Origin of the sequence: Pseudomonas sp. LFM046, assembly GCF_000949385.2 — a bacterium.
Classification (GTDB): Bacteria; Pseudomonadota; Gammaproteobacteria; order Pseudomonadales; family Pseudomonadaceae; genus Metapseudomonas.
This window is the reverse complement of sequence record NZ_JYKO02000001.1, coordinates 4,138,632-4,154,871: the sequence shown is the minus strand read 5'-3', so window position 1 is coordinate 4,154,871 and position 16,240 is coordinate 4,138,632. Positions and strand designations below refer to the sequence as shown.

Sequence of the window (16,240 nt, the reverse complement as noted above, 5' to 3'; positions counted from 1 at the left end):
CATAGAGGGGGCATGGTGACCCACTCCGGGGCGGGGGTTGGAGCGGGTTCACAACCTATGCTGGAATTCTGCCAATACGCCTGTAACCCGGAGTCCCCATGAACGAGCAAACCCTCCCTCCCGAGTACCTGGAATTCGCCGAAGAACTGGCTGAAGCGGCGTCCCGGGTGACCCTGACCTATTTTCGCCTGCCGCTTGAGGTGGAAAACAAGGAAGCGGAGCGCTTCGACCCCGTGACCCTGGCCGACAAGGGCGCCGAGCGGGCCATGCGCGAGCTGATCGCCCAGCGCTATCCCGGCCACGGCGTCCTTGGTGAGGAAGAAGAGAACATCAAGGGCGAAGAGCCCTGGACCTGGGTGCTGGACCCGGTGGACGGCACCCGCTCCTTCATCAGCGGCATCCCGCTCTGGGGCACGCTGATCGCCCTCAACGATGGCACCCGTCCGGCACTGGGGGTGATGGACCAGCCTTTCACCCGCGAGCGCTTCATCGGGGATGGCAAGCATGCTTCCCTCAACGGCCGACCGATCCAGACCCGCGCTTGTCGCAAGCTGAGCGACGCCACCCTGATGGTCACCAGTCCCGAGCACTTTCTGCAGCCGCCCTACAGCAGCCTGTTCAGGGATCTGTCCAGTGAAGTGCGCCTGGTGCGCTACAGCGGCGATTGCTACGCGTACTGCATGCTGGCCCTCGGGCTGGTGGACATCGTCCTCGATCCGGGCCTCAAGCCCTACGACATCCAGGCCCTGATGCCGATCATCCAGGGTGCGGGCGGCGTGGTGACCCGTTGGGACGGCGGCGACGCGCAGAACGGCGGCGACGTCATCGCCTGCGGCGACCCGCGTCTCCATGCCCAGGTGCTGGAGATGATGCGCGGGGGTTGATCCTCTCGGACGATGGGGGCTTCCTTTGGGGGCGAATTCATTCGCCAAGCAGCCCGAAGGGCTGCCCCTCAATACACATCCCTCACATACCGCTTATCCCTCGCCATCGCGCCCACGTAGGCCTCCGCTTCCGTCGCGCTCATCCCCCCATGTTCCCGCACCACTGACTTGAGCGCTGTGTCCACGTCCTTGGCCATGCGGCTGGCGTCGCCACAGACGTAGAAGTGCGCCCCATCCTCCAGCCAGCGCCAGAGTTCGGCACCCTGTTCGAGCATGCGTTGCTGGACGTAGACCTTCTCCGCCTGATCGCGGGAGAAGGCGGTGTCCAGGCGGTACAGGTGACCAGACGCCCGCCAGCCCTCCAGTTCTTCGCGGTAGTAGAAGTCGGTGGCTTCCCGCTGCTCACCGAAGAACAGCCAGTTACGCCCTTTCGCACCGGCTGCCTCGCGTTCCTGGAGGAAGGCGCGGAAGGGGGCGATGCCGGTGCCGGGGCCGACCATGATCATCGGCCGCTCGGGGTCGGCTGGTACGCGGAAGTGTGCGGATTTCTGGATGAAGATCGGCACCTCGCCCTGGCCTGCACGGTCGGCGAGGAAGGCGGAGCAGACGCCGCCACGCTCGCGGTCGTCGCACTGGTAGCGCACGGTGGAGACCGTCAGGTGCACCTCGTCCGGCGTAGCCAGTGAGCTGGAAGCGATGGAGTACAGGCGTGGCTGCAAGCGCTTGAGCTGGCCCAGCAGCTCATCCGCACTGATCTGGATGGGAAAGGCCCGCAGCAGGTCGGCCAGTTGGCGGCCCCAGAGCCAGTTATCCAGCTTGGCCTTGTTCGCCGGATCCAACAGCCGCGCCAGTTCCGGGCTGCGGGAGCGCTCGGCGACGAAGCGCAGCATGTCGGGGGTGATCCTGGCGATTTCGAAGTACCGATCCAGGGCGGTCGCCAGGGGCAGGGTGCCCTGGTCCTTCACCTCTACCTCCAGACGGCCGTCCAGACCGGCTGCGGTCAGGACTTCCTCCACCAGCGCAGGACAGTTGCTCGGCCATACGCCCAGCGCATCGCCGGCCTGGTAAGCGAGGCCGCTGCCCTTGAGGTCCAGCACGATCTGCCGGGTTTCCTTGGCCGATTCCGGGCTGTTGAGCACGCGGTTGTGCAACAGGCGGCTGCGCAGCGGTTGCTGGCGGCTGTAGCGAGGCGCGGTTTCGACTTCGGGCTCGGCGTCCGCCCCGGCCAGTTCGACCACGGCCTGCGGGGCGGGAGCGCCGACCAGGGCGTCGCGCACGGCGGCCAGCCAGGCCCGCGCGGGTTCGTCGTACTCCGGTTCGCAGTCCATGCGCGGGGCCAGGCGGCGCGCGCCGAGTTCTTCCAGGCGGACATCCAGCTTGCGGCCGAACCCGCAGAACTGGTCGTAGTTCGAGTCGCCCATGGCCAGCACGGCGAAGTCGAGGCCAGCGAGGGACGGCGCATCGTCCGCGCTCAGCGCACTCCAGAGCGACGCGCCATTGTCGGATGGATCGCCATCGCCGAAGGTGCTGGCAATCAGCAGGGCGGTGCCGGCAGCGGCGAGTTCGGCAGGCTGGACAGCATCCATCGAGCGCACCGTCACGGCGCGTCCCTCGGCCTGGAAGGTTTCGGCGCAGACGGCGGCGAAGCGTTCCGCATTGCCGGTCTGCGAGCACCAGAGCAGCAGCAGTGGCTTCTGTTCGGCCTGGACTGGCGCTTTATCAGCGGCGGGCGCTTCCCGGTTGCGGGAGAACAGGCCGGCAAGGATACCGTCCAGCAGCAGGCGGGTGTCCGGGGCCAGGGGCGCGCTGGAAGGCAGGGTGGGCACGCCGCCCAGCTTGCGGCCTTCCTCGCTGCGCAGGCCGAGCAGGTAGCCCTGCAGGTAGCGCTGTTCGGTGGGGGCCAGGCTGACTTCGGCGCTGGCGTCGAGGTTCAGCAGGCGGGCGAAGGCGTTGATTGGCATGTCGGCGAGTTCCTCCGCGAAACCGGAAGCGGTACAGGCCGCGACCGGCTCGACTTCGACCAAGGGGATGAGCTGGGAGCTGGCCGGGGCGACAGGCGCCAGGGAGACGGCGCTGTACTTGAATTCCGGCTGCAGCGAAATGGGGTCGATGGCGTCGCTGGTCACGGCGTTGATCGCCAGGTCCTCGCCATAACGGTCGTTCCAGTGGAACGGCGCGAAGCAGTGGCCCGGCTGCACGCGGTCGGTGACCACCGCCGGCAGCACGGCGCGGCCCCGGCGCGAGCGCACTTCCACCTGGCCCTTGTCAGCGATGCCCAGGCGTTCGGCGTCCAGCGGGTTCAGCTCAAGGAAGGCGCCGGGATTGAGCTTGTTCAGGGTGGCCACCTTGCCGGTCTTGGTCAGGGTGTGCCACTGGTGCTGCACGCGCCCGGTGTTGAGGACCAGCGGAAACGCGTCGTCGGGCATCTCCGCCGGGTCCAGGTGCGGGCGGGCGAAGAACACGCCCTTGCCATGCTCGGTGGCAAAGACGATGGCGGGGCGGTTGCCGTCGGCGTCCAGTTTCAGCGCCTGGCTAACGCCGTCGTTGAGGTAGCGGATCGGGTTGCGCGCGTTGGCTTCGCTGCCCGGTGCGCAGGGCCATTGCAGTGGGCCGTCGCGCAGCAGGGTGTGGCTGGCGCCACGGATGTCGTAACCGGTTTTCGGGTTCCAGGCCTGCTTGATTTCCTCGAACACCTCGGCGGCGCTTTCGTAGCTGAAGGCATCGGCGAAGCCCATGGCGCAGGCGACGCGGGCGATGATCTGCCAGTCCGGCAGGCTGTCGCCGGGGGCGTCCACGGCTTTCTGGGTCAGGGTCAGGGTGCGCTCGGAGTTGATCATCACCCCCTCGGCTTCGGCCCACAGGGCGCCGGGCAGGAGAATGTCGGCGTAGCGGTTGGTTTCGGTGTCGAGGAAGGCGTCCTGGGTGATCACCAGGTCGGCGGCCTGCAGGCCTTCGATGGCTGTGCGGCGGTTCGGCACGGTGGCCACCGGATTGGTGCAGATGATCCAGCAGGCCTTGATCTCGCCCGCGCTCATGGCTTCGAACAGGGCCACGGTGCCGTTGCCGCCGTCCTGGCGCAGGTGGCCGCGCGGCAGCTGCCAGAGGTCTTCGATGAAGTGGCGGTCGGCCTCCACCAGCAGTGAGCGCTGGCCCGGCAGGCCGGGACCCATGTAGCCCATCTCGCGGCCGCCCATGGCGTTGGGCTGGCCGGTGAGGGAGAAGGGGCCGCTGCCAGGGCGGCAGATGGCGCCGGTGGCCAGGTGCAGGTTGCACAGGGCGTTGGTGTTCCAGGTGCCATGGGTGCTCTGGTTGAGGCCCATGGTCCAGCAGCTCATCCACTCCTGCGCTTCGCCAATCCACTGGGCGGCCTTGCGGATATCCGCTTCAGACAGGCCGGTGATGGCCGCGACCCGCTCCGGGGAGTAGTCCTCGAGGAAGGCCGGCATGGCTTCCCAGCCCTGGGTGTGGGCGGCGATGAAGGCCGGATCGATGTGGCCATGCTTGTACAGCAGATGCAGCAGGCCGTTGAGCAACGCCAGGTCGGTGCCCGGCTTGATCGGCAGGTAGAGGCTGGCCTTGTCGGCGGTGGCGGTGCGGCGCGGATCGACCACGATCAGCTTCGCCCCGGCCTTGACCCTGTCCATCATGCGCAGGAAAAGGATCGGGTGACAGTCGGCCATGTTGGCGCCGGTCACCAGGAACAGGTCCGCCTGGTCGAAATCCTGGTAGGCGCCGGGCGGGCCGTCCGAGCCGAAGGAGAGCTTGTAGCCGCTGCCGGCGCTGGCCATGCACAGCCGCGAGTTGGATTCGATATGGCGGGTGCGGATGAAACCCTTGGCCAGCTTGTTGGCCAGGTACTGGGCCTCCAGAGACATCTGCCCGGACACATAAAAGGAAATGGCATCCGGGCCATGTGCATCGAGCAGCGCGCGCAGGCGGTTGGCGGTGTCCGCGATGGCCTGGTCGATGCCGGTGCGCACCGGGTCGCGGCTGCGTTCGTGGCGCAGGTAGGCGTGCTCCATGCGGCCGGATTCGGTGAGCGGCTGGGCGCAGGTGTTGCCCTTGGTGCAGAGGCGGCCGACGTTGGTGGGGTGGGCCTTGTCGCCACTTACCTTGACCACGCGGTTGTCCGCCACCTCCATGACGATGCCGCAGCCGACACCGCAATAGGGGCACACGCTTCGTACTGTCTTGTTCGCCATATCCAACACCTGCCGCAGAAACGAAAAAGCGCCATGCCACCCTCCGTTCGAAACGGGGGAGACACGGCGCCTTTGTCGTGGGATGGGCAATCGGCATTGATTGCCTTGCCGGGGCTATCGCAAGGCACATGCCAAGTTGGCCAGCCTTCCTCGCAGGCATTGCGCGGCGGCCTTTGCGGGCATTTTTCGGGTCATGGGCAAGGGTGGTCAGCCGGCTTCAGGATGGGGCGCGCGAGGTGCCTTCGCACCGTTTTGGTACTTGAGCCGGCGGTCGGCGGGAAGGCTACTGAAGAGGAGGTCGATTTTTGTGCGAATCGCTGCAAACCGCGCCGCTGCTGCGTCGGAACGCGTCCGGTGCGGCGGTCCAATTGGCTTTTCGCCGAACTGGCACAGCCACTGCATAGGCAGGACCAGACCCACCGCGAACACGGCGGAGGGCGGCCCGGCAGATCAATGGCGATCGCTCCCCGGGCTGACAGGTGCGCCAGGCAATGCTGCTCGGCGGCACCCACGAATGAACAGGCAAAGGCGCCTGGGACGGCTGAGTCCCAGGCGCTTTTTTTTGCCCCCGAAAAACGTGATTGGCTTGGGCCGGGTGCTACGTATGAACACTTCCACTCCTGATGTGCAAACGCTGGTCGTCATCGGCAATGGCATGGTCGGCCATCATTGCGTCGAGCAACTGATCGAGCGCGGTGCGCTGGGCCGCTATCGCATCGAAGTCTTCAGTGAGGAGCCGCTGCGCGCCTATGACCGGGTGCACCTGTCCGAGTACTTTGGCGGTCGTGATGCCGAGTCCCTGGCCCTGAGCGAAGCCAGCCTCTACCAGACCCCCGGCGTGACACTGCACCTGGGCGTGCCGGTGCTGGAAATCGACCGCGAACGCCGTGAAGTGATCACCGCCAACGGTTGCGTGGCCTACGACAAGCTGGTGCTGGCCACCGGCTCCTATCCGTTCGTGCCGCCCATCGAGGGTGCCGAGGGCAACTCGCGTCTGGTCTACCGCACCCTGGCGGATCTCGACACCATTCGCGCCGCCGCCGCGCAGGCGCGCCGTGGCGTGGTGGTTGGTGGCGGCCTGCTGGGCCTGGAAGCCGCCAATGCGCTGAAGTCCCTGGGCCTCGATGCCCACGTGGTGGAGTTCGCCCCGCGTCTGATGCCGGTTCAGCTCGACGATCAGGGCGGCCTGGCGCTGAAGGCCCGGATCGAGGAGTTGGGCGTGGGCGTGCACCTGTCGAAGGCCACCCAGTCCATCAGCGCGGGTGAGGCGTACCGCTACCGGATGAATTTCGCCGGAGAGGATTTCCTCGAAACCGACCTCATCGTCTTCTCCGCGGGTATCCGCCCGCAGGACGCCCTGGCCCGTCAGAGTGGTCTGGAACTGGGCCCGCGCGGTGGCGTGGCCATCGACGGCCAGTGCCTGACCTCGGACGCCAACATCTACGCCATCGGCGAATGTGCCGCCTGGAACGGTAGCATCTTCGGCCTGGTCGCCCCCGGCTATCAGATGGCCCGCAGCGTCGCCACGCAGCTGTGCGGCGAAGACGCCGATCCCTTCATCGGTGCCGACATGTCCACCAAGCTGAAGCTGCTGGGCGTGGACGTGGGCTCCATCGGCGATGCCCACGGCGCTCTGCCGGGCGCGCGCAGCTACCGATTCATCGACGAAGCCACCGCCAGCTACCGCCGCCTGGTGGTCTCCGCCGACGGCAAGCAGGCCCTCGGCGCCGTGTTGGTGGGCGACAACAGCTACTACGACACCCTGCTGCAGTACGTGCAGAACGGCATCAAGCTGCCGGCCGACCCGGCCAGCCTGATCCTGCCGGCGGGCGAGGGCGCACCGGCCCTGGGCGCCGATGCGCTGCCGGCCACCGCCACCGTCTGCTCCTGCCACAACGTCAGCAAGGGTGCCATCTGCTCCGCCATCGATTCCGGCTGCACCGATGTCGCCGGAGTGAAGGCCTGCACCAAGGCGGCCACAGGCTGCGGCGGCTGCGCGGCACTGCTCAAGCAGGTGGTGGAGCATGAGCTGTCGGCCCGTGGCGTGGCCGTGGACAAGAGCCTCTGCGAACACTTCGCCTACACCCGCCAGGAGCTCTATGCGCTGGTTCGTGTGGAAGGCATCGAGACCTACGAGGAAATGCTCGCCAAGCACGGTCGCGGCCATGTCGGTTGCGAGATCTGCAAGCCGGCCATCGGCTCCATCCTCGCGTCCTGCTGGAACCGCCCGATCCAGAACCCGTGGCTGGTGCCGCTGCAGGACACCAACGACACCTTCATGGCCAACATGCAGAAGAACGGCACCTACTCGGTGGTGCCGCGCATCCCCGGTGGCGAGATCACCCCGGAAGGCCTGATCGCCATTGGCGAGGTGGCGAAGAAGTACAACCTCTACACCAAGATCACCGGTGGCCAGCGCATCGACCTGTTCGGCGCCCAGCTGCACGAATTGCCGGATATCTGGGGCGAGCTGATCGCCGCCGGCTTCGAGACGGGCCATGCCTACGGCAAGTCCACTCGCACCGTGAAGTCCTGCGTCGGCAGCACCTGGTGCCGCTACGGCGTGCAGGACAGCGTCAAGATGGCCCTGGATATCGAGCACCGCTACAAGGGCCTGCGCTCACCCCACAAGCTGAAGTTCGCGGTCAGCGGCTGCACCCGCGAGTGCGCCGAAGCGCAGAGCAAGGACGTGGGTGTGATCGCCACCGAGAAGGGCTGGAACCTCTACGTCTGCGGCAACGGTGGCATGCGCCCGCGCCACGCCGAGCTGTTCGCCACTGATCTCGATGACGAAACCCTGATCCGCTACATCGACCGCTTCCTGATGTTCTACATCCGCACCGCCGACAAGCTGCAACGCACCTCGGTCTGGCGTGAAAGCCTGGAGGGCGGCCTGGACTACCTCAAGGCGGTGATCATCGACGACAGCCTGGGGCTGGCCGAGGAGCTGGAGGCACAGATGCAACTGGTGGTGGACCGCTACGAATGCGAGTGGGCCAACGCCATCCAGGACCCGGAGAAGCTCAAGCGCTTCCGCACCTTCGTCAACGACGGTCGCGGCGACCCGGATATCCGTTTCATCGAAGAACGCGGCCAGATCCGCCCGCTCCGGGCGGACGAGGCCGAGCTTATTCCCTTGGTGGAGGAGGTGGTCTGATGAACCAAGCAAGCGTGCAACCCAGTGAAGTTCGGGGCCGTTGGCAAGCCGTCTGCAATCGCGCCGACCTGGTGCCCAATTCCGGCGTGGTGGCCTGGGTGGCCAATATCCAGGTGGCGCTTTTCTATCTGCCGGGAGAGGCCGGCGAGCAGCTCTTCGCGGTGCAGAACCATGATCCGCTGGCGCGGGCCAACGTCATCGGCCGGGGCATCGTCGGCCACCTGGGCGGCGCTCTGGTGATCGCCTCGCCGCTGTACAAGCAGCACTACCGCCTGGAAGACGGTAGCTGCCTGGAGTATCCGGAGCAGCAGCTGCGGGTCTGGCCGGTGCGGTTGCAGGGGGATGTGGTGGAAATCGGGGTGGGTTGACCGGTCATGCGCTGATGAATCTTTCGAATGCCCGGGCTAGCAGGATGAGACCGATCCGGTAGGGTGCGCCGTGCGCGCCGGCGGTGTGACGCGGTGCCGAAGACGGTCCTGTTGTCGGTGCGCGCAGCACACCCTACGGTCCAGGCCAGGCTAAAGGGGGGATCTTGTGCAGGGGGAGGATTCGAGCCCTTCCAGGGGCTAAGCCTTGCCTTCGGGTTGCCCTTGGGCCCTTGCATACATCAGGTGGGCATCCATCAGCAGCGCCTCCATGCCGGAGAGCACGGCCTCCTGCCGCAGGCGGCCGGCGGTGCTGCTGTCCTGTTCCAGGCGCAGGCGCTCGATCAGGCGGGAAACCTGCACCAGGCGGTAGTCGGCCAGGCGGCGGCAGGCTTCCGGGCTGGAGTCGGCGCGCACGTCCAACACGTCGTCGGAGAAGTCGTTCAGGGTCGGAAAACGGTGTGGAGTAGTCATGGCGTGGACTTCATGGAGGCAGGGGCGCGGAAAAATTACCCAGGCCTCCTGTAGGTGTTCAAGGCAGGATCCGTGTGCGAATTTTCGCGTTGGCGGGTAGGGATGAAGAGGGGATAAATACTGATTCCCTTGGAACGCGCGGCCCAGAGCCCTCAGCTGAAATCCAGCGCGCCTTGTCGGCAGCAGCGCACCAGGGCTTCTTCCAGCTTGCGGTCGGGCATGGCATGGGCGCGCAGGGTTCGGGCAGTCTTCTCCACGTAGTCGCGGGTGCTGCCATAGCGGCCGCTGGCGCTGTCGAAGACCTGGCGCAGCACGTGGTCCGGCAAGGCCCCGGCATAGCAGGAAATGTTTCGCTTGAGCACAAAGCCCAGGGCCTGCACCTTGGCGCCTCTTTCCAACTGGCAATTGAGCCATTTCGGTTGATAGGCCGCGTCGGGCATTTCCCGTTGCCAGAGGGCGAAGAGGTGCTCTTCCAGCTGTTGCTCCGGCAGGCGGTAGGCGAAACCGGCGCAGGAGCCGCCACGATCCAGCCCAAGTACCAGACCCGGCGTTTCCGGGGTGCCACGGTGGATCTGCGACCAGAGATAAAGGCCGCGGTGATAGCCATGGATACGCGCGCGCCGGGTTTCCACCGTGGGGCATTCCGGCCGCCAGATCAGCGACCCATAGGCGAACAGCCAGACGGCGCCGCCCCGGTGCCGGGCCATCGTGGTTTCCAGTGAGGCGAGCAGTTCCGCCCGCGTGAGCTGCACCGGCTGGTCCAGCAGCGGCGGGTAGGACAGGTTCTGGAGGACGGGGTCCGGGCCGTACATTGCGATGGATCGGGCTCCTCGGCTGCTACGGATGCAGTTTTACCAGTTGCGCCACTCGCCGCGAACAGGCGTTCGTCGAAATATGGCCGACAGATCGCCCGTGTGCCCTCGGGTTGGGGAAACCCTGCATTCGGCGGCGCACTCGACCAAGGTCGGGTCGTCGTTCTGGCCCAACGTCCGATGAAATGGTTCGACTTTCGCAGCTATGCACGGTTGCTGGAGTCGTTGATGCTCTTTCCACGCCCTTGGATAAAACCGGGCCGGGTGGTGGGAGGCAGCCATGTACAGCCTGAAAAGCTCCACGCACAACGTGAAGGACTCTGCAGCAAGGCAGTTTCCCCACGCTGCGTGTGTTGGGCAGCACCCCCGAGGGCGTTTTGCTGACCGCACGCTCAGTCTCGGATCCGGTCACCACCTGCCCACTGGCAAGCCGATGGTTTCCGGTTACGCCACCGCTCTATCCATCCCCAACCGGCCGTTGCCGACGCAGTACCGTCTGACCGCCAGCACCTTTGCCATCCAGGACGCCGATGGCATTCCCTCAGGTGCTGGCGCGTTCAGCTTCCGGTGGCAGGTTCGCTCCGGGGCGGTGTGGAGGGGAATCCATGGCGCCACGGCCTCCGCCTTGGCCTCGCCGGTAGGCACCGGCAAGGTGCGCCGGCAGGGAGATTGAGGGGGCAGTGAGCTTCGTTTTCGCCGATCTGATCGACATGTTTTGTTGCAAGGAAGTGCGTCACGTTGTCATGAAGTGGTAAGAAATTGTCATGAAATGCGAAGTGGTGATAGTTGCGCACCCCTAGGCTTTGCGGCCTGTCACAAGGGGTGGAGGACCTGCGCGGTTCGCCCCGATTGTCATGGAGATACCTGTGGTGAAACCGCTTTTCGGATTTGCGTTGGCTGGCCTGGTCCTTTTCGGCAGTGGCTGTTCCAGCACGATCACCAAGCCCGAGCAGTATTCGGGGTTCCTCGGCGATTATTCGAAGCTTGAGGAAACCATGTCCGCCAGCGGCAAGCCGGTCATGCGCTGGACGGCGCCGGGCTTCGATCCCCAGCGCTATGGCTCGCTGATGGTGGAGAAGCCCGTCTTCTACCCCGCCCAGGCCCCCAGCGACCAACTGAGCCAGGAAACCATGGACAAGATCGCCACCTACATGCGCCTGGCCTTGCAGCGCGAGATGGTTGGCAAGATGCGGCTGGTGGGCGAGCCGGAAGCGGACACCCTCATCCTGCGCCCCTCCATTTCCGCGGTTGCCGTGTCGAATGAGGACCTGAAAGTCTACGAGGTCATCCCGATCGCCCTGCTGGCGGCCGCAGCGACCACCGCCGCAGGAACCCGTGACCAGGAAGTGGCGATCTACGCGGAAGTGGAAGCGCTGGACGGCACCACCGGCGAGCCGGTGGCCCGCACGGTGCGCAAGGGCCAGGGACTGAGCCTGGAGAACCGCAAGACCCCGTTGATCCTGGATGACGTCAAGCCCGTGCTCGATGAGTGGGCCAAGGACGCGCGTGATTTCCGGCCCTGACGGGCCACCTTTCCGAACGAGCCACACGCCGTAACCGGCACCCGCCACGCGGGTAGCCGGTGCGTGTTCGTGTGCTCGCCAGTCGTACCGGGCCCGCTGGCCCGGACGTGAAACCCCCATGCAGGCGGGAACACTCCGGCGACGGGCCGGCCCCGCCAATCAGGTGATGAAATGGTTAGTGATGGCGTTCTGGATTACTTCGCCCTGGGCGTGCTGTTCTTTGTCGTGATCGTGCTGTTCTACGGGATCATCCTGTTGCACGACATTCCCTACGAGATCGCCAAGCACCGCAACCATCCCCATCAGGACGCCATCCACGCCGCTGGCTGGGTGAGCCTGTTCACCCTCCACGCGCTGTGGCCGTTCCTGTGGATCTGGGCGATGTTGTACCGCGAGGACCGGGGCTGGGGCTTCAACGTTCCCAAGGGGGACCTGCAACAGCAACTGGCCGACATGCGTCAGCGCCTCGAACAGCTGGAAGGGCAGGGTGCTTCCCGCACTTCGGCCAAGGTAGAGGAGGCCTGACATGGATCTGTTGCTCATCCTCACCTACACCGCCATCTGCGTCGCCATCTTCAAGATCTTCAAGATTCCGCTGAACAAGTGGAGCGTGCCCACGGCGGCACTGGGCGGCGTGGTCCTGATCGGTACGCTGGTCTTCCTGATGAACTACAACCACCCGTACTCCGAGGTGGCGCGTAGCTACTTCGTGTCGACGCCGGTGATCCCGGCGGTGACCGGCCAGGTGATCGACGTGCCGGTCAAGGGCAACGAGCCGCTGGAAAAAGGCGATGTGCTGTTCCGTATCGACCCGACGCCCTTCGAGAACCGGGTGAAGTCGATCAAGGCCCAGTTGGTTTCGGCTCGCGCCGACCAGTCCCGTGCCCGCGAACTGGCCGCTCGCAATGTCGGCAACCGCCGCGATGTGGACCTCACCACTGCGCGGGTGGAGGACCTGCAGGCGCAGTTGAACATCGCCCAGTTCGAGCTGGACAACACTGTGGTGCGCGCCCCGAGCAAGGGCTTCGTCACCCATGTGTCCCTGCGCCCGGGGATGATGGCGACCCGCATGCCGCTGCGCCCTTCCATGGTCTTCATCCCGGATGAAGGGCATTACTTCGCCGCCTGGATGCGCCAGAACAGCCAGCTGCGTCTGACCCCCGGCGACGAGGCGGAAGTGGCCTTCGACGGCATTCCCGGCCAGGTGTTCAAGGGCCACGTCAAGCAGGTGCTCGGCGTGATCGGAGAAGGCCAGGTGCAGCCGTCCGGCAACCTGACCAGCTTCAGCGGCTCGCCGCCTCCCGGCCGGGTGCCGGTGATCATCGAGATCACCGATCCCGATTTCGCCAATTACGCGGCCCTGATGCCTGGCGGTGCCTACGGTCAGGCGGCGCTCTACAGCGAGCATTTCCACCATGTGGCGATCATGCGCAAGATCCTTCTGCGCATGGCGGCCTGGATGAACTACATCTTCCCCTTCCACTGAGGACGAGCACTTGCCGGTGGCCGGAGCCCTTGGGCTTCGCCGTCCACCGGCGTCGAGGATTGGCGGGACGCGTTCCCGCCAGGCCGGACGTGGGGCGGTCACAGGGAGTACCCCAGCGCGTCTGGACAACCAGGTGGATTCCGCTGTGCGAAATCCGGATGTCTAGAAGAGAGAGGGATATATGGCCGGAAAATCCGACAAGTCCAAGGGTGAGACCGAGGCGCTCAGGATGCCTCGCAAGGCGTACGAGGCGGAGCTGAAAAGGCTGCACGTCGAACTGGTGAAGATGCAGCGCTGGGTGGTGCAGCAGGGCATGAAGGTCTGCATCGTCTTCGAAGGAAGGGATGGGGCCGGCAAGGGCGGCGTGATCAAGGCCCTGACGGAGCGCACCAGCTCGCGCATCTTCCGCACCGTCGCGCTGCCCACGCCGACCGAGCGGGAAAAATCGCAGATGTACGTGCAGCGCTACATCACGCATTTCCCGGCGGGCGGTGAGGTCGTGATCTTCGACCGGAGCTGGTACAACCGCGCCGGCGTCGAGCGGGTGATGGGGTTCTGCAGCGAGGCCGAGGTGCAGAAGTTCCTCGCCGTCACGCCCCTGTTCGAGCGGGCGATGGTGGAGTCGGGGATCATCCTGCTGAAGTACTGGCTGGAGGTCGGCCCGGAGGAGCAGGAGCGCCGTCTTGAGGACCGCATCCATGATGGCCGCAAGACCTGGAAGCTCTCGCCGATGGACATCAAGTCCTTCAGCCGCTGGGACGATTACACCCGGGCCCGTGACGAGATGTTCGCGGCCACCGACTCCGAGTGGGCGCCCTGGTATGTCGCCCGATCCGAGGATAAGCGCCGGGTACGCCTCAACGTGATCCAGCACATCCTGGACCAGGTTCCCTATCAGGAAATCCGGGATGAGAAGCCGGTGAAGCTGCCCAAGCGCGGCAAGCTCGGCAAGTACAAGTCCCCGGAGTATGACTTCCGCTACATCGCCGAGAAGTACTAAGGCTCCGCCCGGGCGCCGGACCTGACCTTGCGTGCCTTGCCGTCCCGATACACCGGAGGGGCGGCCAGAACAGGTACCGGAGCCTGTCATTCATGTTCCGGTGTGTGCCCAAGTTTCGTGGGAAAAAGGACGACTCCCGCTTCATTGAATCGCTCAAGGCAGGCGTTCGCCGCCCACGAGCTGTTTCGCCCGGTTCGGGGCGCTGGACCCGCACGAGCCGTGAACCCAAAGCAGGAAACCCGATGGGATATCACCCAAGGCGCGAAACGCTGCGCAGGCTGGCGGGAAGGCTCGTCCTGCCGACGGCTCTGGCCATGGCCATTGCGGCGCAGCCAACGGCCCTGGCCAGTGCCGCGCATTCAGCGGGGCCGGTCGTGCTGGCGCCCGACGCGCCGCCCAACCGGACCGATGATTTCGACCTTCTCCAGGAGCGCCGAACCATTCGCGTCCTGGTGCCCTACAGCCGGACGTTCTTCCACATCGACCACGGCCGGCAGAAAGGTGTCACCCATGAGGTCGGCATCGCCTTCGAGCGCTGGCTGAACAAGCGCTACCCGCGCAAGGGCGGCAGCCTCGGCTGGCACGTGATGTTCATTCCAGTCGCCCGCGACCAACTGATTCCCAGCCTGGTCCGGGGTGTCGGCGATATCGCCGCAGGCGGCCTGGTGGAAGGCGACCGGCCACGATTCGGCGAGCAGGTCGTTGCCGCGCCCGGCTCCTTCAGGGCCGACCCGGTGCTGGTGAACGGACCGGGCGGCAAGCCGGTCGGTAGCCTCGACCAACTGGCGGGAAAGGAAATCGCGGTGCCCGCCATGAACAGCGATTTCTGGGAGCTGGTGGAGCTGAGCAGCCAGTTCAGCGAGCGCGGCCTGCAACCGATCCACCTGGTGCCGCTGGCGGAGGGGATCGAACCGGAGGACCTGCTGGAGCTGGTCAATGCCGGAACCGTGCCGGCGGCCGTGGTGGACCGCCGAGTGGCTCAGGCGTGGAAACCGGCCCTGGGACGGATCGAGATCCAGGACGAGGTCGAGCTGGACTGGGGCGGTCAGTACGCCTGGGTGGTGCGCCGGGGCAACCCCGAGTTGCAGCGGGTGCTGGCGGCGTTCTTTGCCGGGCACCGACGCGGGACCCGGCTCGATTCAGGAGAAATCGAGGCCGGGCGCTACCTGGGAACCTCCGCCTCGGCGGACGAGCTGCGCAGCTTCCGCCGCCTCAACCGGGCCTTCATCGCGTCCGCCGAGCGTTATGACCTGGACCCGCTGATGCTGATGGCGCAGGCCTTCCACGAATCCCAGTTCAACCAGCGTGCCCGCAGCCGCCGCGGCGCGGTGGGGGTGATGCAGGTGCTGCCAAGCACCGCGGCGGACCCCAATGTGCGGGTATCGGGCGTGGTTGCCAGTGCGGAGAAGAATGTCGAAGCGGCCAGCAAGTACCTGCGCTTCCTGGCGGATACCTACCTGGACGATCCGTCGCTGACGCCGGAGAACCGGATGTTCATGCTCCTGGCGGCGTACAACGCCGGGCCGGGCAACCTGCAGAAGGTCCGGCGCATGACCCGGGAGAGCGGACTCGATCCCGATCGCTGGTTCGGCAACGTGGAGAAGGTGGCGGGGAGGGTGCTGGGGCGAGAGACGCTGAACTACGTCAACAACGTCTACAAGTACTACGTGGCGTACCGGTTCGCCCAGGACCTGGAAGAAGAGCGGCCGCTCAGCCTGGCTGACGGCCAGGGGCATCGCTGAGATGCCCTTGGCGGGGAGAGGCGGCTCGCTGTCGGGACAGGAGCCGCAGGGGACATCAGAACAGCAGGTAGGCGCTGGCGGTGGTCTGGTCCAGCTCGATGTCGCCGACCTTGAGCACTTCCTGCTCCACGCGCACACCAACGTTGCGCAGCACGTCCAGCTCGACGCCGACGCCATAGGTCAGGTCCAGGTCGCTGCTGTCTCCGGCGGCGTCATCGTCGGCTTCCCAGGCGTGGACGCCGGCGCTGCCGAACAGGCGCAGACGGTCGCCCACCGGAATGCCGAAATGGGCGGCGGCCTGAACGGAGTGGCCATCGAAGTCGCCGCCGGAGCCGCTGAAGCTGCCCAGGTCGACCCAGGCACCCTCGAAGGCCAGGTAGGGGTTCAGGCGGTAGCCGACGTAGGCCTTGTAGCTGTTGTCGTCGTCGCCCAGGGTGCTTTCGTCGATCTCCACGCGGGTCACGCCGCCGCCGAGGTAGAGGCCCTTGTCATCCGCGATTGCGCCCAGGGAGGTGAAGGCCAGTAGTGCAGCTGCCAGCTTGTTGCCGATTTTCATGTTTCTTCCTGCAAGGTCTGTTGGAGGTGAGGGGGAGTC

General features: G+C 65.9%; 13 protein-coding genes. 9 read left to right on the top strand and 4 right to left on the bottom strand.

The features are described 5' to 3' along the window. Positions 1-98 precede the first annotated feature (98 nt). The gene (gene hisN, locus TQ98_RS19075) at positions 99-884 is read left to right on the top strand and encodes a histidinol-phosphatase (RefSeq protein WP_044870466.1); all 786 of its coding nucleotides are present in this window, start codon (positions 99-101) and stop codon (positions 882-884) included. 68 nt (positions 885-952) lie between these two features. Here hisN and TQ98_RS19070 read toward each other — a convergent pair whose 3' ends face one another. Further along, positions 953-5,086 (bottom strand): sulfite reductase subunit alpha, encoded by a 4,134-nt coding sequence (locus tag TQ98_RS19070; protein ID WP_044870465.1) that lies wholly within the window; start codon positions 5,084-5,086, stop codon positions 953-955. A gap of 604 nt (positions 5,087-5,690) precedes the next feature. Between TQ98_RS19070 and nirB the strand changes: the two genes are divergently transcribed. Continuing rightward, on the top strand, positions 5,691-8,243 hold the full coding sequence (nirB, locus tag TQ98_RS19065; protein WP_044870464.1) for a nitrite reductase large subunit NirB: 2,553 nt from the start codon (positions 5,691-5,693) through the stop codon (positions 8,241-8,243). Further along, the gene (gene nirD / locus TQ98_RS19060; protein WP_044870463.1) at positions 8,243-8,611 is read left to right on the top strand and encodes a nitrite reductase small subunit NirD; all 369 of its coding nucleotides are present in this window, start codon (positions 8,243-8,245) and stop codon (positions 8,609-8,611) included. The genes nirB and nirD overlap by 1 nt, the downstream gene beginning before the upstream one ends. A 198-nt stretch (positions 8,612-8,809) precedes the next feature. Here the strand turns inward: nirD and TQ98_RS19055 are convergent, their stop codons facing one another. Next, complete coding sequence (locus tag TQ98_RS19055) at positions 8,810-9,082, bottom strand: hypothetical protein (protein ID WP_044870462.1); 273 nt, start codon at positions 9,080-9,082, stop codon at positions 8,810-8,812. A 152-nt stretch (positions 9,083-9,234) separates the two neighbouring features. Beyond that, positions 9,235-9,894 (bottom strand): gamma-glutamylcyclotransferase, encoded by a 660-nt coding sequence (locus tag TQ98_RS19050; protein WP_044870461.1) that lies wholly within the window; start codon positions 9,892-9,894, stop codon positions 9,235-9,237. Positions 9,895-10,174: 280 nt separating this feature from the next. On the opposite strand from TQ98_RS19050, the gene TQ98_RS19045 reads away from it, so the two are divergent. The 6 genes from TQ98_RS19045 to TQ98_RS19020 all read left to right on the top strand — a co-directional run bounded on the left by TQ98_RS19045 (position 10,175) and on the right by TQ98_RS19020 (position 15,645). After that, complete coding sequence (locus tag TQ98_RS19045) at positions 10,175-10,567, top strand: hypothetical protein (RefSeq protein WP_044870460.1); 393 nt, start codon at positions 10,175-10,177, stop codon at positions 10,565-10,567. A gap of 196 nt (positions 10,568-10,763) precedes the next feature. Then, on the top strand, positions 10,764-11,417 hold the full coding sequence (locus TQ98_RS19040; RefSeq protein ID WP_242443164.1) for a DUF3313 domain-containing protein: 654 nt from the start codon (positions 10,764-10,766) through the stop codon (positions 11,415-11,417). Between the two features lie 171 nt (positions 11,418-11,588). Further along, entirely contained in the window at positions 11,589-11,942 is a 354-nt protein-coding gene (locus tag TQ98_RS19035) for a DUF3302 domain-containing protein (protein WP_044870458.1), read from the top strand. A 1-nt stretch (position 11,943) separates the two neighbouring features. Continuing rightward, on the top strand, positions 11,944-12,903 hold the full coding sequence (locus TQ98_RS19030) for a biotin/lipoyl-binding protein (protein WP_044870457.1): 960 nt from the start codon (positions 11,944-11,946) through the stop codon (positions 12,901-12,903). 181 nt (positions 12,904-13,084) lie between these two features. Then, the gene (ppk2, locus tag TQ98_RS19025; protein WP_044870456.1) at positions 13,085-13,903 is read left to right on the top strand and encodes a polyphosphate kinase 2; all 819 of its coding nucleotides are present in this window, start codon (positions 13,085-13,087) and stop codon (positions 13,901-13,903) included. Between the two features lie 242 nt (positions 13,904-14,145). After that, positions 14,146-15,645, top strand: coding sequence for a transglycosylase SLT domain-containing protein (locus tag TQ98_RS19020; RefSeq protein ID WP_044870455.1), 1,500 nt, complete (start codon positions 14,146-14,148; stop codon positions 15,643-15,645). Positions 15,646-15,700: 55 nt separating this feature from the next. Here the strand turns inward: TQ98_RS19020 and TQ98_RS19015 are convergent, their stop codons facing one another. Continuing rightward, positions 15,701-16,201: an outer membrane beta-barrel protein gene (locus TQ98_RS19015; RefSeq protein ID WP_044870454.1), complete on the bottom strand. Its 501-nt coding sequence runs from the start codon at positions 16,199-16,201 to the stop codon at positions 15,701-15,703. Positions 16,202-16,240: the final 39 nt, after the last annotated feature.

Excerpts from the sequence above, each read along its gene's own strand:
- hisN (WP_044870466.1), top strand. The coding sequence starts at position 99 with ATGAACGAGCAAACCCTCCCTCCCGAGTACCTGGAATTCGCCGAAGAA.
- TQ98_RS19070 (WP_044870465.1), bottom strand. The coding sequence starts at position 5,086 with ATGGCGAACAAGACAGTACGAAGCGTGTGCCCCTATTGCGGTGTCGGC.
- nirB (WP_044870464.1), top strand. The coding sequence starts at position 5,691 with ATGAACACTTCCACTCCTGATGTGCAAACGCTGGTCGTCATCGGCAAT.
- nirD (WP_044870463.1), top strand. The coding sequence starts at position 8,243 with ATGAACCAAGCAAGCGTGCAACCCAGTGAAGTTCGGGGCCGTTGGCAA.
- TQ98_RS19055 (WP_044870462.1), bottom strand. The coding sequence starts at position 9,082 with ATGACTACTCCACACCGTTTTCCGACCCTGAACGACTTCTCCGACGAC.
- TQ98_RS19050 (WP_044870461.1), bottom strand. The coding sequence starts at position 9,894 with ATGTACGGCCCGGACCCCGTCCTCCAGAACCTGTCCTACCCGCCGCTG.
- TQ98_RS19045 (WP_044870460.1), top strand. The coding sequence starts at position 10,175 with ATGTACAGCCTGAAAAGCTCCACGCACAACGTGAAGGACTCTGCAGCA.
- TQ98_RS19035 (WP_044870458.1), top strand. The coding sequence starts at position 11,589 with ATGGTTAGTGATGGCGTTCTGGATTACTTCGCCCTGGGCGTGCTGTTC.
- TQ98_RS19030 (WP_044870457.1), top strand. The coding sequence starts at position 11,944 with ATGGATCTGTTGCTCATCCTCACCTACACCGCCATCTGCGTCGCCATC.
- ppk2 (WP_044870456.1), top strand. The coding sequence starts at position 13,085 with ATGGCCGGAAAATCCGACAAGTCCAAGGGTGAGACCGAGGCGCTCAGG.
- TQ98_RS19020 (WP_044870455.1), top strand. The coding sequence starts at position 14,146 with ATGGGATATCACCCAAGGCGCGAAACGCTGCGCAGGCTGGCGGGAAGG.
- TQ98_RS19015 (WP_044870454.1), bottom strand. The coding sequence starts at position 16,201 with ATGAAAATCGGCAACAAGCTGGCAGCTGCACTACTGGCCTTCACCTCC.